The following is a 21,227-nucleotide window of genomic DNA, read 5'->3' as shown; positions in this document are numbered from 1 at the left end:
GAACTCAGCTGCTGTGGACCTCCACCTCGTTCAGGGAGTATCCCCAGTCCGTGCCGCGGGCCAGGCCCTGGACGCGGACGTAGCGGGCGGGGGTTCCGGTGAAGCGGGCCGTGTCCAGGCCGCCGTCGCCGGAGGTGGTGGACCAGGCGGTCTTCCAGTTCACGCCGTCGGTGGAGAGGTCGACGCGGTACGACTTCCCGTAGGCGCGTTCCCAGTCGAGGGTGACGCGGGCGACCCGGTGGGTGGCGCCCAGGTCGACCTGCCACCACTGGTCGTCGCTCCAGTCGCTCGCCCAGCGGCTGCCGCTGTCGCCGTCCGCGGCCCGGCCGGGCGCGTAGCTGGTGAACGGGTTGGACTCGGACGAACTCGCTGTCGCCGGGGCGCCCTTGGCGAGGTTGGTCCCGGCCTGGTGCTTCTCGGAAGCGCCCCAGGTGTCGAGGTAGGACTCGGCGCCCCGGAAGAGGTCGTTGACCACGTCCTGGCCGCCGACGAGCCGGATGTCCTCGATCCAGTCGGGGACGAGCCCGTAGTGGGCGGCTCCGTCGGTGTTGAGGTCCCAGGTGCGCTGTCCGGTGGTCTGCCGGTCGATGACGGAGCCGCCGTCGACGCTCTTGAAGGGGTACGTGACCTTGTGGGGGGCGTCGGCTCCGCGCGGGGCCGGCCAGCCGCCGACGCCGTTCATGTCGGTGCCGAAGCCGTAGCCGACGCCGTACTTGTCGCGCAGGGCGTCCGTGCGCTTCGCCTCGGCGCCGAACTGCTCGGAGCCGTGCATGTACTGGGCGACGAAGCCGCCGAGGCCGTAGACCCGCTCGGTCCAGTTCAGGTCCATCCAGCTGTGCGAGGAGAGGACGCCCGGGTAGGACGCGGACTCGAAGATGTCCAGGACGCGGCCGGTGGCCTTGACGCTCATGTGGTCGACCTCGAGCATCATCTTGCGTTTCATCATGCCGCGCACGGCGTACTCACCGAGTTCGGTGAGGCCGCGGGTGTTGCACTGCGCGTCCGCGGCGTACGCGGGGACGTCGACACCGGCCGGGAGTTGCTTCTCTGCCTCGGGGGCGGCGGCCCCGCCGATCGGGTTGTCGTGCTGGGGGCCGGCGCACTTCTCGGTCTTCCAGAAGGTGCCGGTCGACAGGAACTGCCCGACGTTGATGGCGGTGCCGAGGCCGCCCTCGTCGAAGCGGACGCCGCACAGCGCGTTGTCGAACTTGTGGCACAGGAACATGCTGCGCACGCCGAGCCCGTACAGCTCGTCCAGGCCCTTGTCGATGTCGGCCCTGCTGCACTGCGCGATGTCCAGGACCTGCTTGCAGCCGAACGGCTCGGAGGTCTCCACCCCGAGGACGACCGCCAACTTGCCCTGCTCGACGACCTGTCGGGCCTGTGCGCTGTCGGTGACGATACGGAACCAGCCCTTGCCGGGGCCGCCGTACATCGTGTCGACGTAGGACTGGAGGTCGTAGGTCAGCTTCGCCTGGAGGCGGATCGACGTCATCTCGTCGCAGCCGCGGTCCTTGAAGAAGTACACCGAGCAGATCACGCCGTTGGTGACGAGGTCGTTGACGAGCACCCGCTGGCCGCCGCGCCAGGCCCGCTCCACCCAGGCGTAGTAGTTCTGCTGGTGGGTCAGTGAGTTGTAGCGGGGCCAGTCCTTGAAGGTGGGCCAGCCGTTCGGATCGTGCTTGCCGTCACCACCGTTGGTGATGAAGTCGAAGACGGCGAGGGAGCCGTCGGGGTAGTGCTCGGGACAGTCCTTGAGGGCGTCGGCGATGCCCTTCTCGGAGAACGTCTTGCCGCAGATGAGCCGCCCGCCGAAGCCCTCGTTGGCGAAGAGGTGGTCGTGCGCGTCGACGAACCCGCGCACCTCGCCCGCGGAGTTCGTGCCCTTGAACGGCTCGCCCGTGACGTCGATCTGCGAGTCCGGCGCGGGCCGTGCGGTGGGTGTCCACCAGTCGGCGGCGGCGGCCGAACTCGGCGTGGGGCCGAGGGTCATGGCCAGCACGAGGAGGAGCAGCGAGACGAGGGTGACGTCTTTGCGGCTGCGGTACGGGCGTTGAGCACTGGTCACTACCCACGTCCCTTGAATTGTCATGAGCGGCACAAGATGTGGAACGAGGATCACCGCTGCCGCATGCCGCGTCAATACTTCGCGGTAACTTCTCTGTGGAGCCCGTCACTTACCGGATCAGTCCGGCCTTCTCGCAGGCGGCCCGCAGGTTCGGGACGCAGATCTGGCCAACGGTATACACACCGTCCGCGACGAGGGTCTGTTCGATGTTGTCCACGGTCACCGACTGCGGGGTGAGCAGCACCGCGGGGATGCGCGGTGTGGTGGGGCTGTCGAACGTCGTGGTGGCGATGCCGCTGAGGTCCTCGCCGCGCCCCAGCGCCACCGCCATCTCCGCGGCCGCGTTCGCTTCCTCGTCGAACGGCTTGTAGACCGTCATGTACTGCTCGCCCTTGACGATGCGCCGCACGGCGTCGAGATCGGCGTCCTGGCCGGTGACGGGAGGCAGGTTGCTGACCCGGGCGCTCTTGAGAGCGGAGATGACACCCGCGGCCATGTCGTCGTTGGCCGCGAGGACGCCGTCGATCCGGTTCGGGCCCAGGGCGGCGATGGCCGCGGCCATGTTGGTGTGGGCGTTCTCCGTGCTCCAGTCCTGGGTGTCGTACGACCTGCTGATGATCACCCTGTCCTTGAGGACGGAGAGCGAGCCCCTGCGGAACCAGGCCGCGTTGGCGCTGGTCGGATCGCCGTTCATCATGACGACGTCCTTGCCGGTCCCCCGCTTCGCCACGGCCTTCAGCAGCGCCTCGCCCTGGAGCCGGCCGACCTGGGCGCCGTCGAAGGTGACGTAGCCCGAGATCGGGCCCTCGGCGAGCCGGTCGTAGGCGACGACGGGCACGCCCTCCTTGCGGGCCTCCTGGATCGAGGAGCGCAGCGCCCTGGTGTCGGCGACGTCGAGGATCAGGACCCGGGCCCCTTTGGTGATCATGGTGACCATCTGCTGTCGCTGCCGCGCCGCGTCGTCGTCGGCGTTGGCGTAGTCCACGGTGCAGCCGGGGCAGAGCTCCTTGACCCGCTTTTCGATCAGCGGCCGGTCCGACTTCTCCCACCGCGGGGTCGTCCGGTTGGGGAGCAGCAGGCCGACGGTGAAGTCGTCGGAGCCTCCCGCGCCGTCGCCTCCGCCGCAGGCGGTCGACGTCAGCGTCAGCAGTCCGGCGGCGAACACCGCGAGCCCCTGCCACACCCGGGCCCTCATGACAGCTCCCAGCCTTCCTTGCGCGGCGTCGCCTGCGCGGGATCCGGCTCGTCGCGCGGTACGGCGATCTCGCTCCACACCTGCTTGCCGCCGGCCACCGGCACCGTGCCGAAGGACTCCGCCATCGCCTCGACCAGCAACAGGCCCCGGCCGCCGGTGGACTCCCAGTCCACGATCACCGGCTTGGCGGGCGCCCGCGGCGAGGAGTCGCTCACACAGACCCGCACCCGGTCGCCGCGCAGCATCAGATCGACGCGGACCGGCCCCTGCGTGTGCACCAGGGCGTTGGTGACCAGCTCGGACACCACCAGCAGCACCGTGTCGGACACCTCCTCGACCCTCCAGCGGCGCAGGGTGCGCGCGGTGAAACGGCGGGCGTGCATGACGGCGTCGGGCAGCCGCCACACCGCCCAGCCGGCCCGGATGGGGCGGCTCTCCATGCCGTCGTAGCGCAGTACCAGCAGGGCCACGTCGTCCTCACGGCGGCCGATCTCGCCGAGCAGTTGGTCGGCCATCCGCCCCGGGTCCGCCGGGTCGACCACGGCGAGCGCGGCGCGCACGCGTTCCATGCCCTCGTCGAGGGGCAGGTCGGCGGCCTCGACCAGGCCGTCGGTGACCAGGGCGAGCACCGTGCCGGGGGCCAGGGCGACGGCGGTCATGGGGAACTCCGCCTCCGCGAGGATGCCGAGCGGGGGTCCGCCCTCGACCTCGACCTCCTCGGTGACGCCGTCGGGGTGGCGCAGCAGCGGGGCGAGGTGGCCGGCCCGGACGAACAGGGTGTTGCCCTCCTCCAGGTCCAGCTCGGCGTAGCAGCAGGTGGCGAACAGGTCGGTCTCCATGCCGACCAGGAGGCGGTTGGCGTGCGAGACGACCACGTCAGGCGGGTGCCCCTCCACCGCGTAGGCCCGGACCGCCGTACGCATCTGGCCCATGATCGTCGCGGCTCCGGCGCTGTGCCCCTGGACGTCGCCGATGACCAGGGCCACGCGGTCCTCGGAGAGCGCGATGACGTCGTACCAGTCGCCGCCCACCTGCAGCCCCCGCCGGGCCGGCAGATAGCGGGCGACCGCGGTTCCACCGGGCAGCTGGGGGAGGCGGCGGGGCAGCAGGCTGCGCTGGAGCATCGTGGCGAGCTCCTGCTCGGCGTCGTGCGCGTGCGCCCGCTTGAGGGCCTCCCCGACCAGAGCCGCGGTCGCGGTGAGCAGGGAGCGCTCCTCGGGGACGAAGTCGTGCGGCTGGTCCCAGCCGACCAGGCACACGCCGGCGATCCTGCCCTTGGCGGGCAGCGGCAGCACGGCCAGGCCGCCGCTGCCGATGCCCGCCAGACCGGATTCCAGGACCGTACCGGCGGGCCACAGGTCGGTCCGCCCGTCGCGCAGCGCCATCTGGAGGGTGGGCAGACCGCTGATCGGGGCGTCGGGCCACTCCGAACGCCATTCGGCGCGCCAGATGTCCGGCCATGCCTCGGGCTGCGGCGGGTCGAGCATCGTCACCATGAGCCGGTCGTCCTGCAGTTCGGCGAGGGCCACGCGGTCGGCGCCGAGCGGCTCGCGCAGCGCGGTGACCACGATCCGGCTGACGTCACGGACGGTGGCGGCGTCGTCGAGCGCGGCGGTCAGCCACTGGATGCGGGACACGTCGTCGGCGCTGCGGCGCAGCACGGCGGTCGCCGTCACCACGCCGAGCACCTGCTCCGGCCGCTCGTCGGTGCCCGCCACGACCCGGCAGCTCAGGCTCAGCCAGCGCATCTCACCGGTGGGACGGCGGACCCGGAATTCCAGTTCCCGCCTGCCGAACGCCTGCGGGGACGGCTCCAGCACCGACATCAGGGCGTGCATGTCCTCGGGGAGGGCGTGCGCGAGCAGGGTGTCGGCCTTGCCGTCGAAGTCGTCCGGCGTGATGCCGACGAGTTCGAGCAGCGTCTCGTCCGCCTCGATCAGGCCGGTGTCCGGCACCAGCACGAAGGAGCCGGCGCGCAGGCTGCGCAGGGCCGGACGCAGCAACGGCGGCGCCGCGGCCCGGCCGTTCGCGGCGGGCAGCAGGCCGGCGACCGCGTCGGCGTACCGCTCGAGGAAACCGCGCTGCTCGGCCTCGAAGCCGTTCGGGGAGTCGCCCACGACCACGAGGCAGCCCAGCCGTCCGCCGTCCCTGCCGAGCGGCAACACGCCGAACGAGACGTCTGCGCGCGCGGGCGACGGGCCACCCTGGGGGTAGGAAGCGAGGGCCACGGGGTTCAGCCAGACGGGCCGGTCGGCGCGGAAGGCGTGCGCCGCGGGCGAATCACCGGACAACGGCAGCTTCTCCGGCAGCCCGAACCCCTCGGCGCCGGAAGGTCCGGTGGTTTCCACCAGCAGGAGCTCGGCGCCGGCCTCGGACACATAGAGCGCCGCCAGCGCGACTCCGGCGAAGGTCAGGGCCCGGTCGCTCGCGGCGGCCTCGGACACCGGCGGCGCTGAACCGGTGTCCGCGACCGAGGCCTCGGACACCCGCTGCTGCGAGACCCCGGCCCGGGCAGGGCCGTCATGAGGCATGTCCGCAACCTACCTCCCGTCCATGCCGCAGGTGCCGACAGGATGAGATCGGGGCACCCACACACCAGAATCGCATAAACCGGCTAACCGGACAGATCTATGTATACGCGTACGATTCTCGCCTATGCCCAGAATTGTCTGCCGTCCTATGCCCAGAATTGTCTGCCGCCGAGCCGGTCGGTGGCCGAAGCAGCTGCGCTCGCAGTTCACCGTGCCCGGTGACAGACTGACGACGTGGTCGACGCGTGGCACGGTGAGGAGGCCGGGAGTCGCCATGCTCGATGCGGAAGCCGAATGTACCTGGCGGGTCGGGCGACGGACCCACCGCGCCGGGACGGGCGCCGACACGCCGCGACCCTCCGAGCCGCAGTCGTGCGACCCGCAGCCTTGGGCACGGCCACCGGCCCCGGCTGCCGCATGCGACGCCCTCGCGCCGCGTCCGCATCGGCTCGGTCGGCGGCACGCTGGCGCATCGCGTCATCGCCGGCCCCGGCCGGCCCGCCGCCTTCGTACCCCCGGCAGCGAGCTGCGCGTGCGCCGTTCCTCCGCCGTCGCACCGCGCCGGCGGACAAGGGAGGTCCCGCACATGATGGCCTGCATCCGGGGCGCGGCCGTCGCGGTGGCCGCGCTCTCGACGGCGGTCGCCCTCGCGGCCTGTGGCGCGGGCAAGGGGAACGACGCCGTCGGCGGTGATCCACCGACGATCGGTCTGCTGCTGCCGGACGCCACCACGGCCCGCTGGGAGACACAGGACAGGCCCCTGCTGGAGAAGGAGATCGAGCAGCGCTGCGCCGACTGCGTGGTCGAGCACGCCAACGCCAAGAACGACGTGGCCCTCCAGCAGGAACAGATGGACTCGATGGTCACCAAGGGGGTCGACGCCATCGTGCTCGTGGCGGTGGACGCCCGCTCGCTCGGTCCTGCCGTCCGCAAGGCGGACCAGGCGGGCATCCCCGTCATCGCCTACGACCGCCTCGCCCGGGGTCCGATCGCGGGATTCGTCTCGTTCGACGGCGAGGAGGTCGGCAGGCTCCAGGGCGGAGCGCTGCTGAAGGCCATGGACGACGATCCGGACGCCGGGGACGACCGGCAGATCGTGATGATGAACGGCGATCCCACCGACCCCAACGCGTCGTCGTTCAAGAAGGGCGCGCTGTCCGTGCTCCAGGGGAAGGTGAAGATCGGAAAGGCCTACGACACCCTCCAGTGGCGGACGGAGAACGCGAACACCAACATGGCCGGGGCCATCTCCGCCCTCGGTGTCGGCAACATCCACGGGGTGTACGCCGCCAACGACGGACTCGCCGCCGGCAGCATCTCGGCCCTCAGGGCGAACAAGGTCACCCCGCTGCCCCCGGTCACCGGTCAGGACGCCGAACTGGGGGCCTTGCGGCGCATCGTCGCCGGCGACCAGTACATGACCGTCTACAAGCCCTTCGCCCCGGAGGCGTCCGGCGGTGCCGCCCTGGCCGTGGCCGCGGCGCGGGGCGAGAAGCTCGACCGGGTCGCCGAGGACAAGGTGACGACCAGCGCCGGGAAGGTGGTCCCGGCCGTCATGCTCTCCCCGGTGTCCGTGACCGCCGACAGCATCAAGGACACGGTGGTGAAGGACGGCGTCTACACGATCCGGCAGATCTGCACCCCCGAGATCGAAGCCGCCTGCGCCGAGGCCGGGCTGACCTGACAGGGCGGTCCCGGCCGCTCCGGGGCCCGGGAAGGAGATGGATCCGTGCCGAGTCCCCCCTTGCTGGCCCTGCGCGGCGTGTGCAAGCGCTACGGCGTCGTGGAGGTCCTGACCGACATCGAGCTGGAGATCCACGCCGGCCAGGTCGTCGCGCTGCTGGGCGACAACGGGGCGGGCAAGTCCACCCTGGTCAAGGTGATCGCCGGGGTGGCCCCCGCGGACAAGGGCGTGATCGAGTGGGAGGGGCGGCCGGTCCACATCAGGCGTCCCCATGACGCGCAGGACCTCGGCATCGCCACCGTCTTCCAGGACCTCGCGCTGTGCGGGAACCTCGACGTCGTCGGGAACCTGTTCCTCGGGCGGGAGATCCGCAAGTTCGGGTTCCTCGACGAGGTGGAGATGGAGCGCCACTCCCTCCAACTGCTGAAACGCCTGACCAGGGGTATCCCCGATCTGCGCGCTCCGGTCGTCTCGCTCTCCGGTGGTCAGCGGCAGACGGTCGCGATCGCCCGTTCGCTGCTCGGGGAACCGCGGGTCCTCCTGCTGGACGAACCGACCGCGTCTTTGGGCATCGAGCAGACCGGCGAGGTCCTCGACCTCGTCGACCGATTGCGCGAGCGCGGCCTGGGCGTGCTGCTGATCAGCCACAACATGGGCGACGTCAAGGCCCTCGCGGACCGTGCGGCCGTGCTGCGGCTCGGTCGCAACAACGGCTTCTTCGACGTGAACACCGCGTCCCAGGAACAGATCATCTCCTCCATCACCGGCGCCACGGAGAACGTGCCCCGCCGCATGGTTCCCCGGGAGGCGGGTTGGTGAAAGGGAAGCGTTTCACCGGGACGGTGGAGGGCTGGGTCACCGTCATCCGGCGCAAGCTGAGCGCCGGTGAGCTGGGTTCCCTCCCCGTCGTCCTCGTCCTCGCCGCGATCTGGATCGTCTTCCAGTCCCTCAACCCGAACTTCCTCTCACCCCGCAACCTGTCCAACCTCAGCGTGGACATCGTGGGCACGGGGCTGATCGCCGTCGGCATCGTCTTCGTCCTGCTGCTCGGCGAGCTCGATCTGTCGGTCGGTTCGATCAGCGGGCTCGCCGCGGCCGTCTTCGCCGTGCTCAACGTGAACAGCGGTGTGCCGGAGTGGCTGGCCCTCGTCGTCGCGGTGCTCGCGGGAACGGTGGCGGGAACCGTCCAGGGCTATTCGTTCGCCAGGACCCGGGTGCCGGCGTTCGTCGTCACCCTGGCGGGGCTGCTCACCTGGAACGGCCTCATGCTGTCCATCCTGGGCACCAGCGGCACCGTCAACCTCGACGAGAACGGCCTGGTCGCCGAGCTGACCAGCTACTACTTCACCAGCGACGCCGTCGCGTACGCCGTGGCGGCGGTCGGCGCCGGGCTGGTGTTCCTCGTGGCGTACCAGGACCGGCGGCGCCGCCAGGCCGTCGGCATGCCGCACCGCTCGCTGGGCAGCATCGCGACCCGAACCGGGGTGGTCGCGGTGATCGCGTTCGCCGCCGCGTACGTGCTCAACCGCTTCCAGGGGCTGCCGCTCGCCCTTCTGATCTTCCTGATGATGGTGGCCGGCCTCGACCTCCTCCTGCGCCGCACGCACTACGGGCGGCAGGTCTACGCCCTCGGCGGCGGCGTCGAGGCGGCCCGGCGTGCCAGTCTCAGCGTGACCCGGGTGCAGACGGCGGTGCTCGCGATCTCGGGCACCATGGCCGCGATCGGCGGCCTGTTCCTGGCGTCCCGGATCACCTCGGTGAGCCAGAGTTCGGGTTCGGGCGTGCTGCTGCTGAACGCCATCGCGGCGGCCGTCATCGGGGGCACGAGCCTGTTCGGCGGACGGGGTACGACCTGGTCGGCGGTGCTCGGCATGCTGGTCATCCAGTCGATCGCCTCGGGCATGGCGATCACGGACACCCCTGCCGCGGTCCAGTTCATGATCACGGGAGGGGTGCTCTTCGCCGCGGTGGTCATCGACTCGCTGTCACGCCGCTCGCAGGAGGCGCACGGGCGGGCGTGACGGGACCGGGGGTTCAGTGCCGCAGGCGTGCGCCGACCGCCGCCGCCACCACACGGTCCCGTTCGGCGCGGGTGAACAGCCCCTGCGACTGCCAGCCGTCGGCGAGGGTGCGCACCGCCGTCACGAAGCGGCCGGAGGTCGCGAACGGTGCCTGCTGCCAGAGCACGTCGAGGAAGGTCAGGCCGTCGGCGCGGGCCCGGTTCGGCACCCCCGAGTCGGCCGTGCCGAAGACCACGACGGGCTCGGAGCGCTTGAAATAGGCGTGGTAGCGGCTGTCGTCCGCGATATGGAACGGGGCGAGCGTCAGGCCGTGGGTCGTGAAGTGCAGCGGGCGGCCCTCGGGGCGGACGGAGTCGGCGAGGTCGCCGCGAAGGGTGAAGTACTTGTAGAAGGAGAAGGCACGGAAACCCGTTTCCGGGCTGCGCGCGACCAGCAGGACCGGTCCGAAGAACACCGACTGGACGGTGGGATCGTCCAGGGCCCTCTCGACGCGCAGGCGGTACGGAGCGGAGACCTTCACCTGGTCGCCCGGGCGCCAGCTCCTGCTCAGCGTCAGGTAGCTGCCGGGCACCGCCTCGACGCGCTGCCGGACCCCGTTGACCGTGACGGTGAAGCCTCCCGTCGCCCAGGACGGCACCCGGAGTCTCAGGTCGAGCCTCCCGCTGCCCTCGCGGAAGGTCAGGGTGCGCACCCCCTCGGCCGGGTAGTCGCTCGTCTGCTCGACGACGAAGCCCCGCTCCGGCCAGCGCAGCGTCGAGGCGAGGTAGAGGTTGACGTACAGCGCGTTGCCGTCGGCGGAGCGGAAGTAGACGGAGTCCTGGTACTTGGTGTGGTTCTCCATGCCGGTGCCGCCGCAGCAGGTGCCGGTGTTGTCGTACTCGCGCACGACCCCCGGGCCCATACCGACGAAGTAGGTGACCTCCGGGCTGGTCGTGCTGGGGGCGTCCCGCCGGGAGGCGAGGATGTGGTTGGTCAGGCCCCGCTCGTAGTAGTCCATGTACGCCGGGTCCGGCTCCCGGAAGAACAGCTGCCGGCTCAGCTTCAGCATGTTGTACGTCGCGCAGGTCTCGGCGTTGTTGTCACCCAGGGTGGCCGCGATGGCACCCCGTGCCCGGAACATCTCACCCTGCCCGGTACCGCCCAGGCTGTACGTCCGCGGGTCGACGACCATGCCCCAGAAGTTGCGGGCCGCGGCGGCGTACCTCTCCTCCCCCGTGTGGTCGGAGAGCCGGACGTAGCCGGTGAACTGGGGGATGTGCTGGTTGGCGTGCCGGCCGTCGAGGATGTCGCGGTCCTCGGCGCAGGCGTCCAGGAGCGCGGTGTTGTCGAAGCAGCGGGCGGCGGCGAGGTGTTCCTGCCGTCCGGTGAGGGCGTACAGGTCGGCCAGCACCTCGTTCATCCCGCCGTACTCACCGGCGATGTAGATCGACCACATGCGTTCCAGCTGCGCCTTCGGCAGCCGGCCGAGGCGGCTGTGCACCCAGTCGCCCATCTTCGAGGCGATGGTCAGGGCCTGGGCGTTCCCGGCGAGGGTGTGCGCGTCGAGGAGACCGCGCATGATCTTGTGGCAGGTGTAGTACGGCGCCCAGATGGTGGGGTACGTCGTGTAGCTCTCCAGCAGGATGAACTGCGTCTCCGGGTACGCCGCGAGGAAGCCGGGGTGGCTCGGTTTGGGTGTGCCGTGCTCGGCCAGGGCCTGCTGGCACTCGCCCAGCGCGGTCACCAGGTAGTCGAGCTTGGCCTTGAGCGCGGGCTCCCTGGTGTCGGCGTACGCCTGGGCGATCAGGGTGAGGAAGTGTCCGCCGAAGTGGCCGCGCAGGTTGCCGTCGGAGGTCTCCCAGCCGCCGGGCGGCCGGGCGCCGCGGGTGTCGAGCCCGGCGTTGGCCCGGAAGACGGCCAGGATGCGGTCGGCCGGGTAGGACCTGGCGTAGTCGAGCATCAGATCGCGCTTGCGGCGGAAGACACCGTCGCCGAGGGTCACCCGGTCGAGCGGGAAGGGCTGTACGGCCCAGGTGGGCGGGGTCGGCGCCGCAGCCGGGGCCGGCGGGGCGGGGGCGGCCTGGGCCGGGGTGGCCGCCTGCACGAGGGGTACGGCGGCCACCGTACCTGCCGCGAGGCTCAGTACGCGGCGGCGGGTGGGGGGCTGGGACACGCTCGGTCTCCGATCGTCGGTCGTCGGCGGGCATGGGACGGGAGGGGGGACGGATGGTCATGAGGGGGCGGTCACGGTGACGGTCGCCGTGGCGCGGTACGTGGTGCCCGCCACGGTGCCCTTCACCTCGAAGGTCCCGGGCCCGGCGTAGCGGTCCGGGTCCACCGGGTCCCAGGTCACCGGGACGCCGCTGTCCTTCGAGCCGTCGTTGTAGGTGGCGACGACGGTCGCGGGAAGCGTGGGTGCCCGTCCGGCGCGGGCGGTGACCCGCTCCTCCGCGATGCTGGTGATCTCGACGGCGTCCGTCTGCCGCACCCACACGGTCGCGGTGACGGGCCGGCCGGCCCGGTCGGCGAGCCCGGTGATCCGTACGCTGGTGCCGCCCTCGGCGACCTGGTCCGCGGTGAGGGCGGGCCAGGCGACGGGCGAGCGGGCCGTGGAGCCGTCCGGGTACATCAGGGTCACCTCGCGCGGCAGTTCGGGGATCTTGCCGCGCGGGGTGGGGACGTGGACCTCGCGCACGGACTCCGGTGTCTCGGCGTACACCTTCCACTCCTGCACGCCGAGCGCCAGGTTCGGGTGTCCGGTCAGCCGGGCGCGCAGGGCGGTGGTGGTGACCGGCGTGAAGGTGGTCCGGTTGTAGCGGTCCTCCTGGGTGCCGTAGCCGCTGGGCGAGGCGACCTCGCGCCAGGTGTCGCCGTCGCGGTACTCGATGACCCAGGAGGCCGGGACGCCGACGCCGTCGGCCGCGCCCGGCTGGGCGTCACGGAAGAAGTACAGGTCGGAGCCGTCCACACGGACCGGCTCGTCCCAGGTGTACTGGACCCACTGGGTGCCCTTCTGCGGCCAGCTGCCCCAGCGTGGGGCGTCGGAGGAGGAGACGGGTTCGCGGCCGTCGTTGATCGCCGCGACCGACTCCCAGCCCGAGGTGTAGGACGCCGTGGGTGTCGCGGCCGGGGCCACGTTGACCTGGCCGTCGGCGAGCCCCTCCGCCTTGACCACGACCTGCTTCGAGGACGTCGACGCGCCGTCGGTGGCGGTGAGTTCGAGGGTGTAGGTGCCGGGCTCGGTGAAGCGGGCGACGGTGGTCGGGGCGTTCGGGGTGTCGAGGATGACGGCGGCGCCCTCGGGGCCGCCCACCGCCCTCCACGAGGACGACAGCTTGCGCTCCGGCAGCCCGTCGTCCTCGACGATCCCCGTCAACCGGACCTGCCCGGGCCGGCTGTAGGTGGTGTCCCGCCATGCCTCGACGTACGGCGCGTGGTTGCGGGCCGCCGGGGGCCGGACGCCGGTGGCGAACGCCTGGATCTCCTTCAGTCCGCTGGTGTGACCGTCGCGGTGACGCATCAGCACCCTCAGCTTGCCCGTCGTGAGCTTACGGAAGCGCACCTCGTTGAGGTTGGCCCGCGGGTACACGGGCGACTTGACCTGGCCGGGCACGTCCTTCCACTGCCCGCCGCCGTCCTGGTACTGGACGCTGTAGAGGGCGGGTTCGGCGTATCCGCCGGGCCGTTTGTCGCTGTAGAAGTGGACCCTGACGTCGTCGACCTGACGCGAGCGCCCGAAGTCGATCTCGTACCAGTCCTCGGCGTTGCCCGACCCTCGTGCGCCCCAGAAGGGCTCGTTGATCGTGAAGCCGTCCACCGCTCCCGCCACTCCCCGGCCGGGTGCCTCGTGGGAGGCGCGGGCGGTGGCGCCGACGGCGAGGTCGTCCTTCGCTCTGCCCGTCAGGTCCCGGCCGGCCTTGGCGAAGAGGTCGGTGACCCGGTCCTTCGGGCCGTACCGCACGGCCTGCGGTTCGGCGACGGCCGTACGCAGCCCGGTGGTCCGGGCCTTGGCCCCGCCGCCGTCGGGGAAGGTGACCTTGCGGGTGACGGGGTCGTAGACGAGGTGGGTGAGGCGGTCGGCGGTCAGGGCGAGCTTCCCGTCGAGGTAGAGGGAGTACCCCTCGGGGACTCGCTTGCCGTACGGCCGTTTTTCGTCGCCCGGCTGGTCCCACAGTACGGCCACGTCGGTGCCGCGGTAGTTGATGTCGGTCACCGCGAAGTGGGACCAGTCGATGTCGATCGGCGACAACTCGATCTTCCGGTCGTCGCGCGGCCGGAATCCCATCGCGTCCTCGATGACGGTCCAGTTGGTGGTGCCGAGGATGGTGTGGTGGATCCAGGAGCGGTAGCCGATCTTCTGCGGGTCGGCGCTGCCGTCGGACCAGAACTCGTTCTGGTCGGGCCACCGGTTGTCGCCGTCGACGTAGTGGGACCAGGCGTTCCAGGACAGCAGCTTCTTGTACCAGCTGTTGTCGATGTACTTGTTCGGGTACTTCCGCAGCACCGAGGAGAGGAAGCGGAAGGTGACGGTGGAGTTGATGACGGAGAAGTTGTTGCTCCCCGGGTGCCCCTGCTCCGCCGCCTCCGCCTTGTCGGCCTGGTTGGCGGTGAAGAACGGGAAGACGGGGTACTGCTTGTCGTCCGCCCACAGCCGCAGGGCTTCCAGGTACTGCGGGTCCTCGTCCGGCGTGGGCATCAGGCCCACGCTGTACGGGTAGTAGTTGTTGATCTCCTTCCAGGGCACCAGGGTGTCGCTGGCGACGTGCCGGTGCTTGACCAGCTTGTCCTTCGGATCCCAGAGGTACTTCAGGACTCCGTCCTTGACGCGCTGCGCGACCCCGCGCATCTCGTCGGCCTTGTCCTTCTCACCGAGCAGGTCGTAGGCGCGGGCCGCGGCCGTGGCGTTGCTGTGGACGTACGCCGACTCGGCGCGGTCCATGTTGCCCGGCTTCCAGTCGAACGACACCGCGTCGGCGTCGTTGCCGGTCATCGCGCCCCAGTCGTACTCGATCAGCCCGTTGCCGTCGTGGTCGTAGTTCTCGAGCTGGCCCCTGACGTCCTTCTCGGCGTACCGCGCGAGGTTGCGCACCACGCCGTCGGGTCCGCCGTGCACCTGGTAGGAGCGCCAGGCGGCCTCGGAGATGTACTGGGTGTAGCTGTTGGACCAGTTCTCCGGGTCGCCCGGGTTGTCGGTGTACTTGCCGTTCTTCGACACCTCGCCCGCGGACACCCAGGGACCGTAGGAGTAGCTCGGGTCGCGCAGGTACTTGAGGTCGTCGACGAACATGCCGACGGTCAGCGCGATGGCGTTGTTGTAGCCGAGCACGCCCTCCATGGAGGTGGGGAACTGGTAGTCGTTGCCCGGGATGTCGGCGTCGAGGTAGTTGTAACGCAGCAGCCACCAGCGGTAGTAGAGCGTCTTCTCGATGTTGTCGTCGGGAACGTCGAGGTAGGGCAGGTTCTCCCCCCACCAGCGGTTGTACGTCTGCACATGGGTGCGGAAGGCGGCGGCCGGGGTGGCGGTGCGCACCGCGTCGTACTCCGTGCGGGAGCGGCCGATCTCCTCTGTGACGAAACCGAGTTGGACCTTGGTGGTGAGGGTGCGGCCGGCGGGCACGGTGAGGTTCCGGGTCAGGGCTTGCTCGTCGGGGGCGAAGCCGTCGCCGCTGAGCCGGGGGAAGACCGTGGTGAGGTTGTTCTTCGCGGGCACCGCACCGGTGAGTTCACGGCCTTCGGGGGACGTGGTGTACGGCGACGAGGCGCGCAGCGTGACCGCACGGCGCGCGGAACCGGTGTTGGTGACGGCCAGGTTGGTCACGGCCACGTCGGCGTCGGTGATGAACTTGGTCTGGGTGACCTTCAGTCCGGTGGCCTCGTGGGTGAACACGCTGCGCCAGTAGCTGGGGGTCTGGGTGCGGGCGGCGGTGTCCTCGCGGAGGGTGAGCTTCTCGCCGTTCACGGACAGGTCGACGGTGTACGCGGACCGGTTGTCGATGCTCTCCCAGTACGCGACCTTGCCGGCGAACCCGAGCCGGTCGGGGTCGTGTTCCTTCATGAACACCGCCCGGCCCCGGGTGAACAGCCAGTCCCCCGACGGGTCCTCGCCCTTGCGGGCCAGCATGCGGTCCATCCAGAAGTCGGTCCCGTCGCCCGCCTTGCGGTCGGCCTCGAACTGGGCGCGCAGGGTGCGGTGGGTGGAGAAGCCGGCCGGCAACTCCGGCACCGGGTGCGCGGAGCCGGAGTAGACCGGGTAGCCGATGTCCGCGTTGTCCGCCGTGGCGGGGGTGGCGGTGGCGAGGGTGGCGAGCAGTCCCAGGACCGGCGCCACGGCCGTGCTTCGGCGGTGGTGTCGTCTTCGCGGTCGTGGCACGGCTACCTCCCTGTACCGGTGCGGGCCGGTTCCTCCGTCGGCAGCCACACCCGCATCGTCGAGGGGCCGCGGTTGGCCCAGGAGTGGTAGGGAACGAGAACGATCCCCGCCGGGTCCGCGGCAGGGGCGGAGTCCTCGTCGGGCGTCCGGTACGGCCACGGGGCGTCGTGCTCCGGGCCCGGCGCGGCGAGTGCACCGGCTACGACAACGGTGTCGTCCGGCCCGTCCGCGGGCTCGGCGGAGGGATCCACCCGTACGGCGTCGACCTCGTGTCCGTCGGGCAGGTCGACGGACTCGGCGCAGTACACCAGCGGCCCCCGCTGCACGGCCAGCGTGCCGCGCACCGCGTCGACGCGCGGGTCGGCCGTGATCCAGCGCGGTGTCACGGGCAGTTCGAGCCGTACCTCGTCGCCGGGCCGGAAGACGCGGGTGACCTCGGCCGTACCCGGTGCCACGGCCCGCCGTACGCCGTCCGGTTCGACCAGCCACACGGTGGCGCCCCGCGTCCAGGCGGGGACGCGCAGGGAGAGGGTCCAGGGCTGGTCCGGGGACCTGCCGATCCGCACGGTCACGCTTCCTCCGGAGGGGTAGTCGGTACGGAGCCGCAGTGCGACGGGCCGGCCGGTGGAGAGGACGGTGGTGATCTCCGCGTCCGCGTACTGGTGCAGCTGGATGCCGTGGTCGTCCGCCGTCGCCAGGTACGCGGGCAGGGCCGCCAGTGTCCGGGCCACGTTGGTCGGGCAGCACGACACCGCGAACCAGGGGGCCCGCAGGCTCGACTCGGCGCGCGGACTGTCACGGTCCGCGGGCGGCACGGTGCCCCGGTGGCGCCGGTGCAGGGTGTTGGCGTAGAAGAAGGCCCGGCCGTCCTCGGACGGGGAGGTCGCGACCACGTTGAACAGGGTGCGTTCGGCGAGGTCGGCGTAGCGCGGGTCGCCGGTGGCGAGCAGCAGTCGCCAGCTGAGCATCACGGAGGCGACGCCGGCGCAGGTCTCCGAGTAGGCGCGGTCGGGCGGCAGTACGAAGTCGTCGCCGAAGGACTCGTCGCGGTGGTGGGAGCCCATGCCGCCGGTGAGGTAGGTGCGGCGGGCGACCGTGGCCTCCCACTGGCGTACGACCGCGGCGAGCAGGTCCTCGTCGCCGGTCTCCACGGCCACGTCGACGGCGCCGGACGCGAGGTAGAGGGCGCGGACGGCGTGGCCGCGCAGCACGGTGGCGTCACGGACGGGCATGTCGTCCTGGAAGTAGGCGCGGCCGAACTCGATGTCGGCGAGGGTGCGCCGGCCGCGCCGACCGAGGAAGAGGGCCGCCTGGTCGAGGTAGCGCTGTTCCCCGGTCGCCCGGGCCAGTTCGACCAGGGCGGTCTCGATCTCGGGGTGCCCGCAGACGCCCTCGATGCCGCCCGGGCCGAAGGTGACGCAGACGTGGTCGGCGGCCCGGCGGGCGATCTTCGCGAGCTCGCCCTCGCCGCCGGCCCGCGTCTGCGCCACTCCCGCCTGGATCAGGTGCCCGTAGCAGTACAGCTCGTGGCCCCATTCGAGATCGCTGTAGCGGGGCTGCTGTCCGGGGCGTCCGAAGGCGGTGTTGAGGTAGCCGTCGGGTTCCTGGGCGGAGGCGACGACGTCGCTGAACGTCGCGATCTCCGCGGCGTGCGAGAGGTCGTGCGAAACGTCGTGCGAGACGCCGTCCCAGGCCATGGCTTCGAGCAGCTTGTACATCTCGGAGTCGGCGAACTCCCGGCCCCGTCGGTCGCGGTGGATCCGTCCCTCGGCGGCGGCCCGGAAGTTGCCGGTCCAGCCGACGCGTTCCATCCAGTCGAGGCAGTGGCCGAGTGTGGCGGTGGCGTTGGTGTGCCGGCGCCGGCCCCAGAAGCCTCCGGTGATCCTGACCTCGTCGAGACCGAGCGGCCGCAGCCGTCCCCGGCTCGGCGCCACCGGCAGGACGGACGAGCGCGCCGTGTTCTCCCTCACCAGTTCATGCCTTCGGTACGTCCTTTCGGTTGTCCGCTCTCTGTGGTCCGGCGCCTCAGCCCTTGAGCGCGCCCGACATGAAACCCCGTACGTAGTGGCGTTGCAGCAGCAGGAAGAGCAGCAGGCAGGGGACGGCGAGGACGACCACGCCGGCCTCGGTCGCGCCGTAGTCGACGGCGCCCATGCTCTGCTGGCGCAGGTTCGCGACGGCCAGCGGCAGGGGTGCCTTCTCGCTGTCCGAGATGAGGATCAGAGGTGCGATGAAGTCGTTCCAGGCGGCGAGGAAGGCGAACAGCCCCACGGTGATCAGCCCCGGTCGCACCGCCGGGAGGAGGATCCGGCGCAGCGCGCCCGCCGTGCCGCAGCCGTCGACGAGCGCCGACTCCTCCAGTTCGCGGGGTACGGCCTCGAAGGAGATCCGCATCATGAAGGTGGCGAACGGCAGTTGGAACATGGTCAGCACCAGGCTCAGCCCGATCAGTGAGTTCTGCAGGTGGAGCCTGCCGAGCAGCACGTAGAGCGGGATGAGGAGGGTGGCGTACGGGACCATGAGGATGGCCAGTGTCAGCAGGAACAGCAGGTTCTTGCCGGGGAAGTCGAAGCGGGCGAAGGCGTAACCGCCGAGCAGCGACACCCCGAGGGTCAGGGCGACGGTGAGTGCCGAGACGAGGGTGCTGTTGAGGAGGTACCGCCACAGGCCGGCGTCGTAACCGAGCAGTGTCTTGTAGTTGCCGAGGCCGTAGCCGGAGTCCTGCGCGGTACCGGGCTGGGCGCTGACCGAGGCCCAGGCGTTCCACAGCAGCGGGAAGAGGAAGATGACGGCCAGACCTCCGGCGACGACGTAGTACGGCGTCCGGCCGAGGGCGCGGGTGAGCACCGGGGTGTCCCTTCGTAAGGTGGCGGGGGTCATGACGCGTCGTCGCGGCGCAGGCCGCGGAACTGCACGATGTTGAGCAGGAGCAGCGCGGCCAGCACGATGATCGACAGGGCCGCCGCGGTGCCGAGGTTCAGCTTCTGGAACGCCTCCCGGTAGATCAACTGCACGACGGTGACGGTGCTGTTGTCCGGTCCGCCCTTGGTGAGGACGAAGAACTGGTCGAAAGCGAGCAGGGATCCGGTCACGCACAGCAGCAGGGACAGCGCGAGCGAGGGCCGCAGCAGGGGCAGGGTGATGGAGCGGAAGATCTGGGCCCGGCTCGCGCCGTCCATCCGCGCAGCCTCGTAGATCTCGTGGGGGATGCGCTGGAGTCCTACGAGCAGGATCAGCATGTAGAAGCCGGCGAACTTCCAGACGACGAGGAACACCGTCGACAGCAGGGCCGAGGTCGGTGTGCCGAGGAAGGACACCGGGTCGTCGACGAGGCCGAGTTTCTCCAGGATGCCGGTGAGGGGGCCGGTGGTGGGGCTGTACAGGCCCCAGAACAGCAGGGACGCGGAGGCGAGTCCCAGGGCGCCGGGGAGGAAGTAGACCGTGCGGAAGAAGCCGGCGCCGGGGCGGGACTCCTGCACCAGCAGGGCGAGCAGGAGCGCGAGGCCCAGGAGGACGACCGTGACGATCACGGTGTAGAGGAGGGTGAAGCGGACGGCGGGCCAGAACAGCGGGCTGTCGCTGATGTCGGTGTAGTTCTCGGGTGCGTTGCCGCCCCGGTCGCCGGCGAGCAGAGGCCAGTCGTGGAGTGACATCTGCCCGACGAGCAGCAGGGGCAGCAGGAAGAAGACCGCGACGAACAGGGCCGTGGGGGCCGCGTAGCCGAGGCCCTGGACCGTGCGGGACCGCCACCACCGGGCCGCGGGGGGACGGGGGCGGTCTGCCGGGCGTCGCGGTGGCGCCCGGTGCTCGGCGGCCGCTCGGTCGGGCGCCTTCACCTGCATGGCTCTCCTCTGCCGGGTGACGTGGGAGCAACGTGCGGGGCTTGCGGGGTGCGGGGCTCGCGGGTGTGCGGTGGGGGTACGGCGGATCAGTCGGCCAGCGACGCGCTGACGGCCTTGTTGTCCTTCTCCACGGACGCTCCGTCGCCGAAGACGGCGTCGCGCATCAGGCTCAGCCAGGGCCCGTTGGGGTCGTTGAAGGTCTGCCCGAACTTCAGCGCGTAGGGGGTGCGGCCGTCCGCGACGAGCTGGTTGATGGTGACCAGGCGCGGGTCTGCGTCGGAGTACTTGTTGGACGCCAGGTCGGTGCGTGCCACCACGTCCTTGTGCGCGGCGACCACGTCGACCTGCGCCTCGTCGCCCAGGGACCAGGCGAGGAAGTTCCAGGCCTGGTCGGCCTTCTTGCTGGTGGCGGCGATGCCGATGGCGTCACCGCCGACGAAGGTGGACTTGCCGCCGTCGGGTCCGGGGATGGGCGCGACGCCGAGGTCGAGGTTCTTGGGCATCAGGCCGAGGGTGGTCGACGGCATGGGCATCACGCCGACCTTGCCCTTGGGGAAGACGCCGGTCCAGGTCGCGCCCGTCTCGTCGCGGGCGCCGGGGGCGACGATGTCGTCCTTCACCCAGCCGCGGTAGGTGTCGTAGACCTTCTTCGCGGTGGCGGAGTCGAGCTTCGCCTCGGTGCCGTCCTCGTTCAGCACCTGGTCGCCGGCGGCCCAGATGGACGGCCACCAGGTGAAGACGCCGCAGCCGCCGCAGTTGCCGCCGAAGAAGGTGCCGTTGACGTCTCCGCCGAGCGCGTCGACGGCCCGGGCCTGGCGGTCCCACTCGGCCAGGGTGGTGGGCGGCTTCGCGGGGTCCAGCTCGGCCTTCTTGTAGAGCTCCTTGTTGTAGAAGAGCACCGACAGGTCGAGGGTGTGCGGCACGACGTACTTCTTGCCCTCGTAGGTGCCTGCCTTGATGTGCGACTGGGCCAGCTTGTCGGCGAAGGGAAGGGCGTCGACGCGGTCGGTGAGGTCGGCGAAGAGGCCACTGGAGGTGTAGTTGGGGACGAAGACCACGTCGGAGGCGAAGAGGTCGGGGAGGTCACGGGAGCCGGCGGCGGCGCCGACCTTGGCCTGGTAGTCGTCGGTGGGGATGACGGTGAGTTCGATCTTGTTCTTGTGGTGGGCGTTGTACGCCTTGACAAGTGCTTCGCTCTGCGGTCTGGTCGCGGCCCGTGTCCACATCGTCAACGTGGCGCCGTCGTCGACGCCTTTCGCGTCCGCCGCCTTGCCCCCTCCCCCTCCTCCCGAACCGTCCTCCCCCGACCCGCAGGCCGTGATCAGGCTCGCGGTGGTGAGCAATGCGACGGCGCCGAGGGCGAGTCGGCGCATCTGTCCACGTCGTCCGGTCGTGCTCCCCATGACGTTCCCCCTCGACAGAAATGGACCGAAAAGGCTTTCTGAAAGCTAGGACCCCGCTCACTGCCCGTCAATCCCCTTGCACGGAACGTCTTGAAGAGCATCGCCGAAACCTGCGAAACAGCACTTGGCACACC

At 70.7% G+C, this 21,227-nt stretch carries 12 protein-coding genes; 3 read left to right on the top strand and 9 right to left on the bottom strand.

What is annotated here, in order from left to right:
* Positions 1-4: 4 nt before the first annotated feature.
* From IG99_RS07700 to IG99_RS07690, 3 genes are all read right to left on the bottom strand, one after another.
* Positions 5-2,068 (bottom strand): galactose-binding domain-containing protein, encoded by a 2,064-nt coding sequence (locus IG99_RS07700; protein WP_037671210.1) that lies wholly within the window; start codon positions 2,066-2,068, stop codon positions 5-7.
* A 109-nt stretch (positions 2,069-2,177) separates the two neighbouring features.
* Complete coding sequence (locus IG99_RS07695) at positions 2,178-3,263, bottom strand: sugar ABC transporter substrate-binding protein (RefSeq protein ID WP_037671209.1); 1,086 nt, start codon at positions 3,261-3,263, stop codon at positions 2,178-2,180.
* Positions 3,260-5,794, bottom strand: a complete 2,535-nt coding sequence (locus IG99_RS07690; protein WP_051865013.1) for a SpoIIE family protein phosphatase — start codon at positions 5,792-5,794, stop codon at positions 3,260-3,262. The genes IG99_RS07695 and IG99_RS07690 overlap by 4 nt, the downstream gene beginning before the upstream one ends.
* Positions 5,795-6,380: 586 nt before the next feature.
* On the opposite strand from IG99_RS07690, the gene IG99_RS07685 reads away from it, so the two are divergent.
* Genes IG99_RS07685 through IG99_RS07675 form a run of 3 tightly spaced genes read left to right on the top strand, consistent with a single transcriptional unit; the run spans position 6,381 to position 9,499 of the window.
* On the top strand, positions 6,381-7,478 hold the full coding sequence (locus tag IG99_RS07685) for a sugar ABC transporter substrate-binding protein (RefSeq protein ID WP_037671208.1): 1,098 nt from the start codon (positions 6,381-6,383) through the stop codon (positions 7,476-7,478).
* A 45-nt stretch (positions 7,479-7,523) separates the two neighbouring features.
* On the top strand, positions 7,524-8,297 hold the full coding sequence (locus tag IG99_RS07680; protein ID WP_037671206.1) for an ATP-binding cassette domain-containing protein: 774 nt from the start codon (positions 7,524-7,526) through the stop codon (positions 8,295-8,297).
* Positions 8,291-9,499 carry a sugar ABC transporter permease gene (locus IG99_RS07675; RefSeq protein ID WP_051865012.1) on the top strand — a complete coding sequence of 403 codons (1,209 nt, stop codon included), beginning with the start codon at positions 8,291-8,293 and terminating at the stop codon, positions 9,497-9,499. The genes IG99_RS07680 and IG99_RS07675 overlap by 7 nt, the downstream gene beginning before the upstream one ends.
* 13 nt (positions 9,500-9,512) lie before the next feature.
* Here IG99_RS07675 and IG99_RS07670 read toward each other — a convergent pair whose 3' ends face one another.
* The 6 genes from IG99_RS07670 to IG99_RS07645 all read right to left on the bottom strand — a co-directional run bounded on the left by IG99_RS07670 (position 9,513) and on the right by IG99_RS07645 (position 21,093).
* Entirely contained in the window at positions 9,513-11,651 is a 2,139-nt protein-coding gene (locus IG99_RS07670) for a glycoside hydrolase family 127 protein (RefSeq protein WP_199815467.1), read from the bottom strand.
* 57 nt (positions 11,652-11,708) lie between these two features.
* The gene (locus IG99_RS07665; protein ID WP_051865010.1) at positions 11,709-15,806 is read right to left on the bottom strand and encodes an Ig-like domain-containing protein; all 4,098 of its coding nucleotides are present in this window, start codon (positions 15,804-15,806) and stop codon (positions 11,709-11,711) included.
* A 44-nt stretch (positions 15,807-15,850) separates the two neighbouring features.
* Positions 15,851-17,818 carry a glycoside hydrolase family 127 protein gene (locus tag IG99_RS07660; protein ID WP_037671204.1) on the bottom strand — a complete coding sequence of 656 codons (1,968 nt, stop codon included), beginning with the start codon at positions 17,816-17,818 and terminating at the stop codon, positions 15,851-15,853.
* Between the two features lie 55 nt (positions 17,819-17,873).
* On the bottom strand, positions 17,874-18,695 hold the full coding sequence (locus tag IG99_RS07655) for a carbohydrate ABC transporter permease (protein WP_037671202.1): 822 nt from the start codon (positions 18,693-18,695) through the stop codon (positions 17,874-17,876).
* Between the two features lie 29 nt (positions 18,696-18,724).
* The gene (locus tag IG99_RS07650; RefSeq protein WP_037671200.1) at positions 18,725-19,690 is read right to left on the bottom strand and encodes a carbohydrate ABC transporter permease; all 966 of its coding nucleotides are present in this window, start codon (positions 19,688-19,690) and stop codon (positions 18,725-18,727) included.
* Between the two features lie 86 nt (positions 19,691-19,776).
* Positions 19,777-21,093, bottom strand: a complete 1,317-nt coding sequence (locus tag IG99_RS07645) for an ABC transporter substrate-binding protein (protein WP_037671198.1) — start codon at positions 21,091-21,093, stop codon at positions 19,777-19,779.
* Positions 21,094-21,227 lie beyond the last annotated feature (134 nt).

It is taken from the genome of Streptomyces griseus subsp. griseus (assembly GCF_000720255.1).
GTDB lineage: Bacteria > Actinomycetota > Actinomycetes > Streptomycetales > Streptomycetaceae > Streptomyces > Streptomyces griseus_I.
This window is presented reverse-complemented; position numbering and strand designations above follow the sequence as displayed.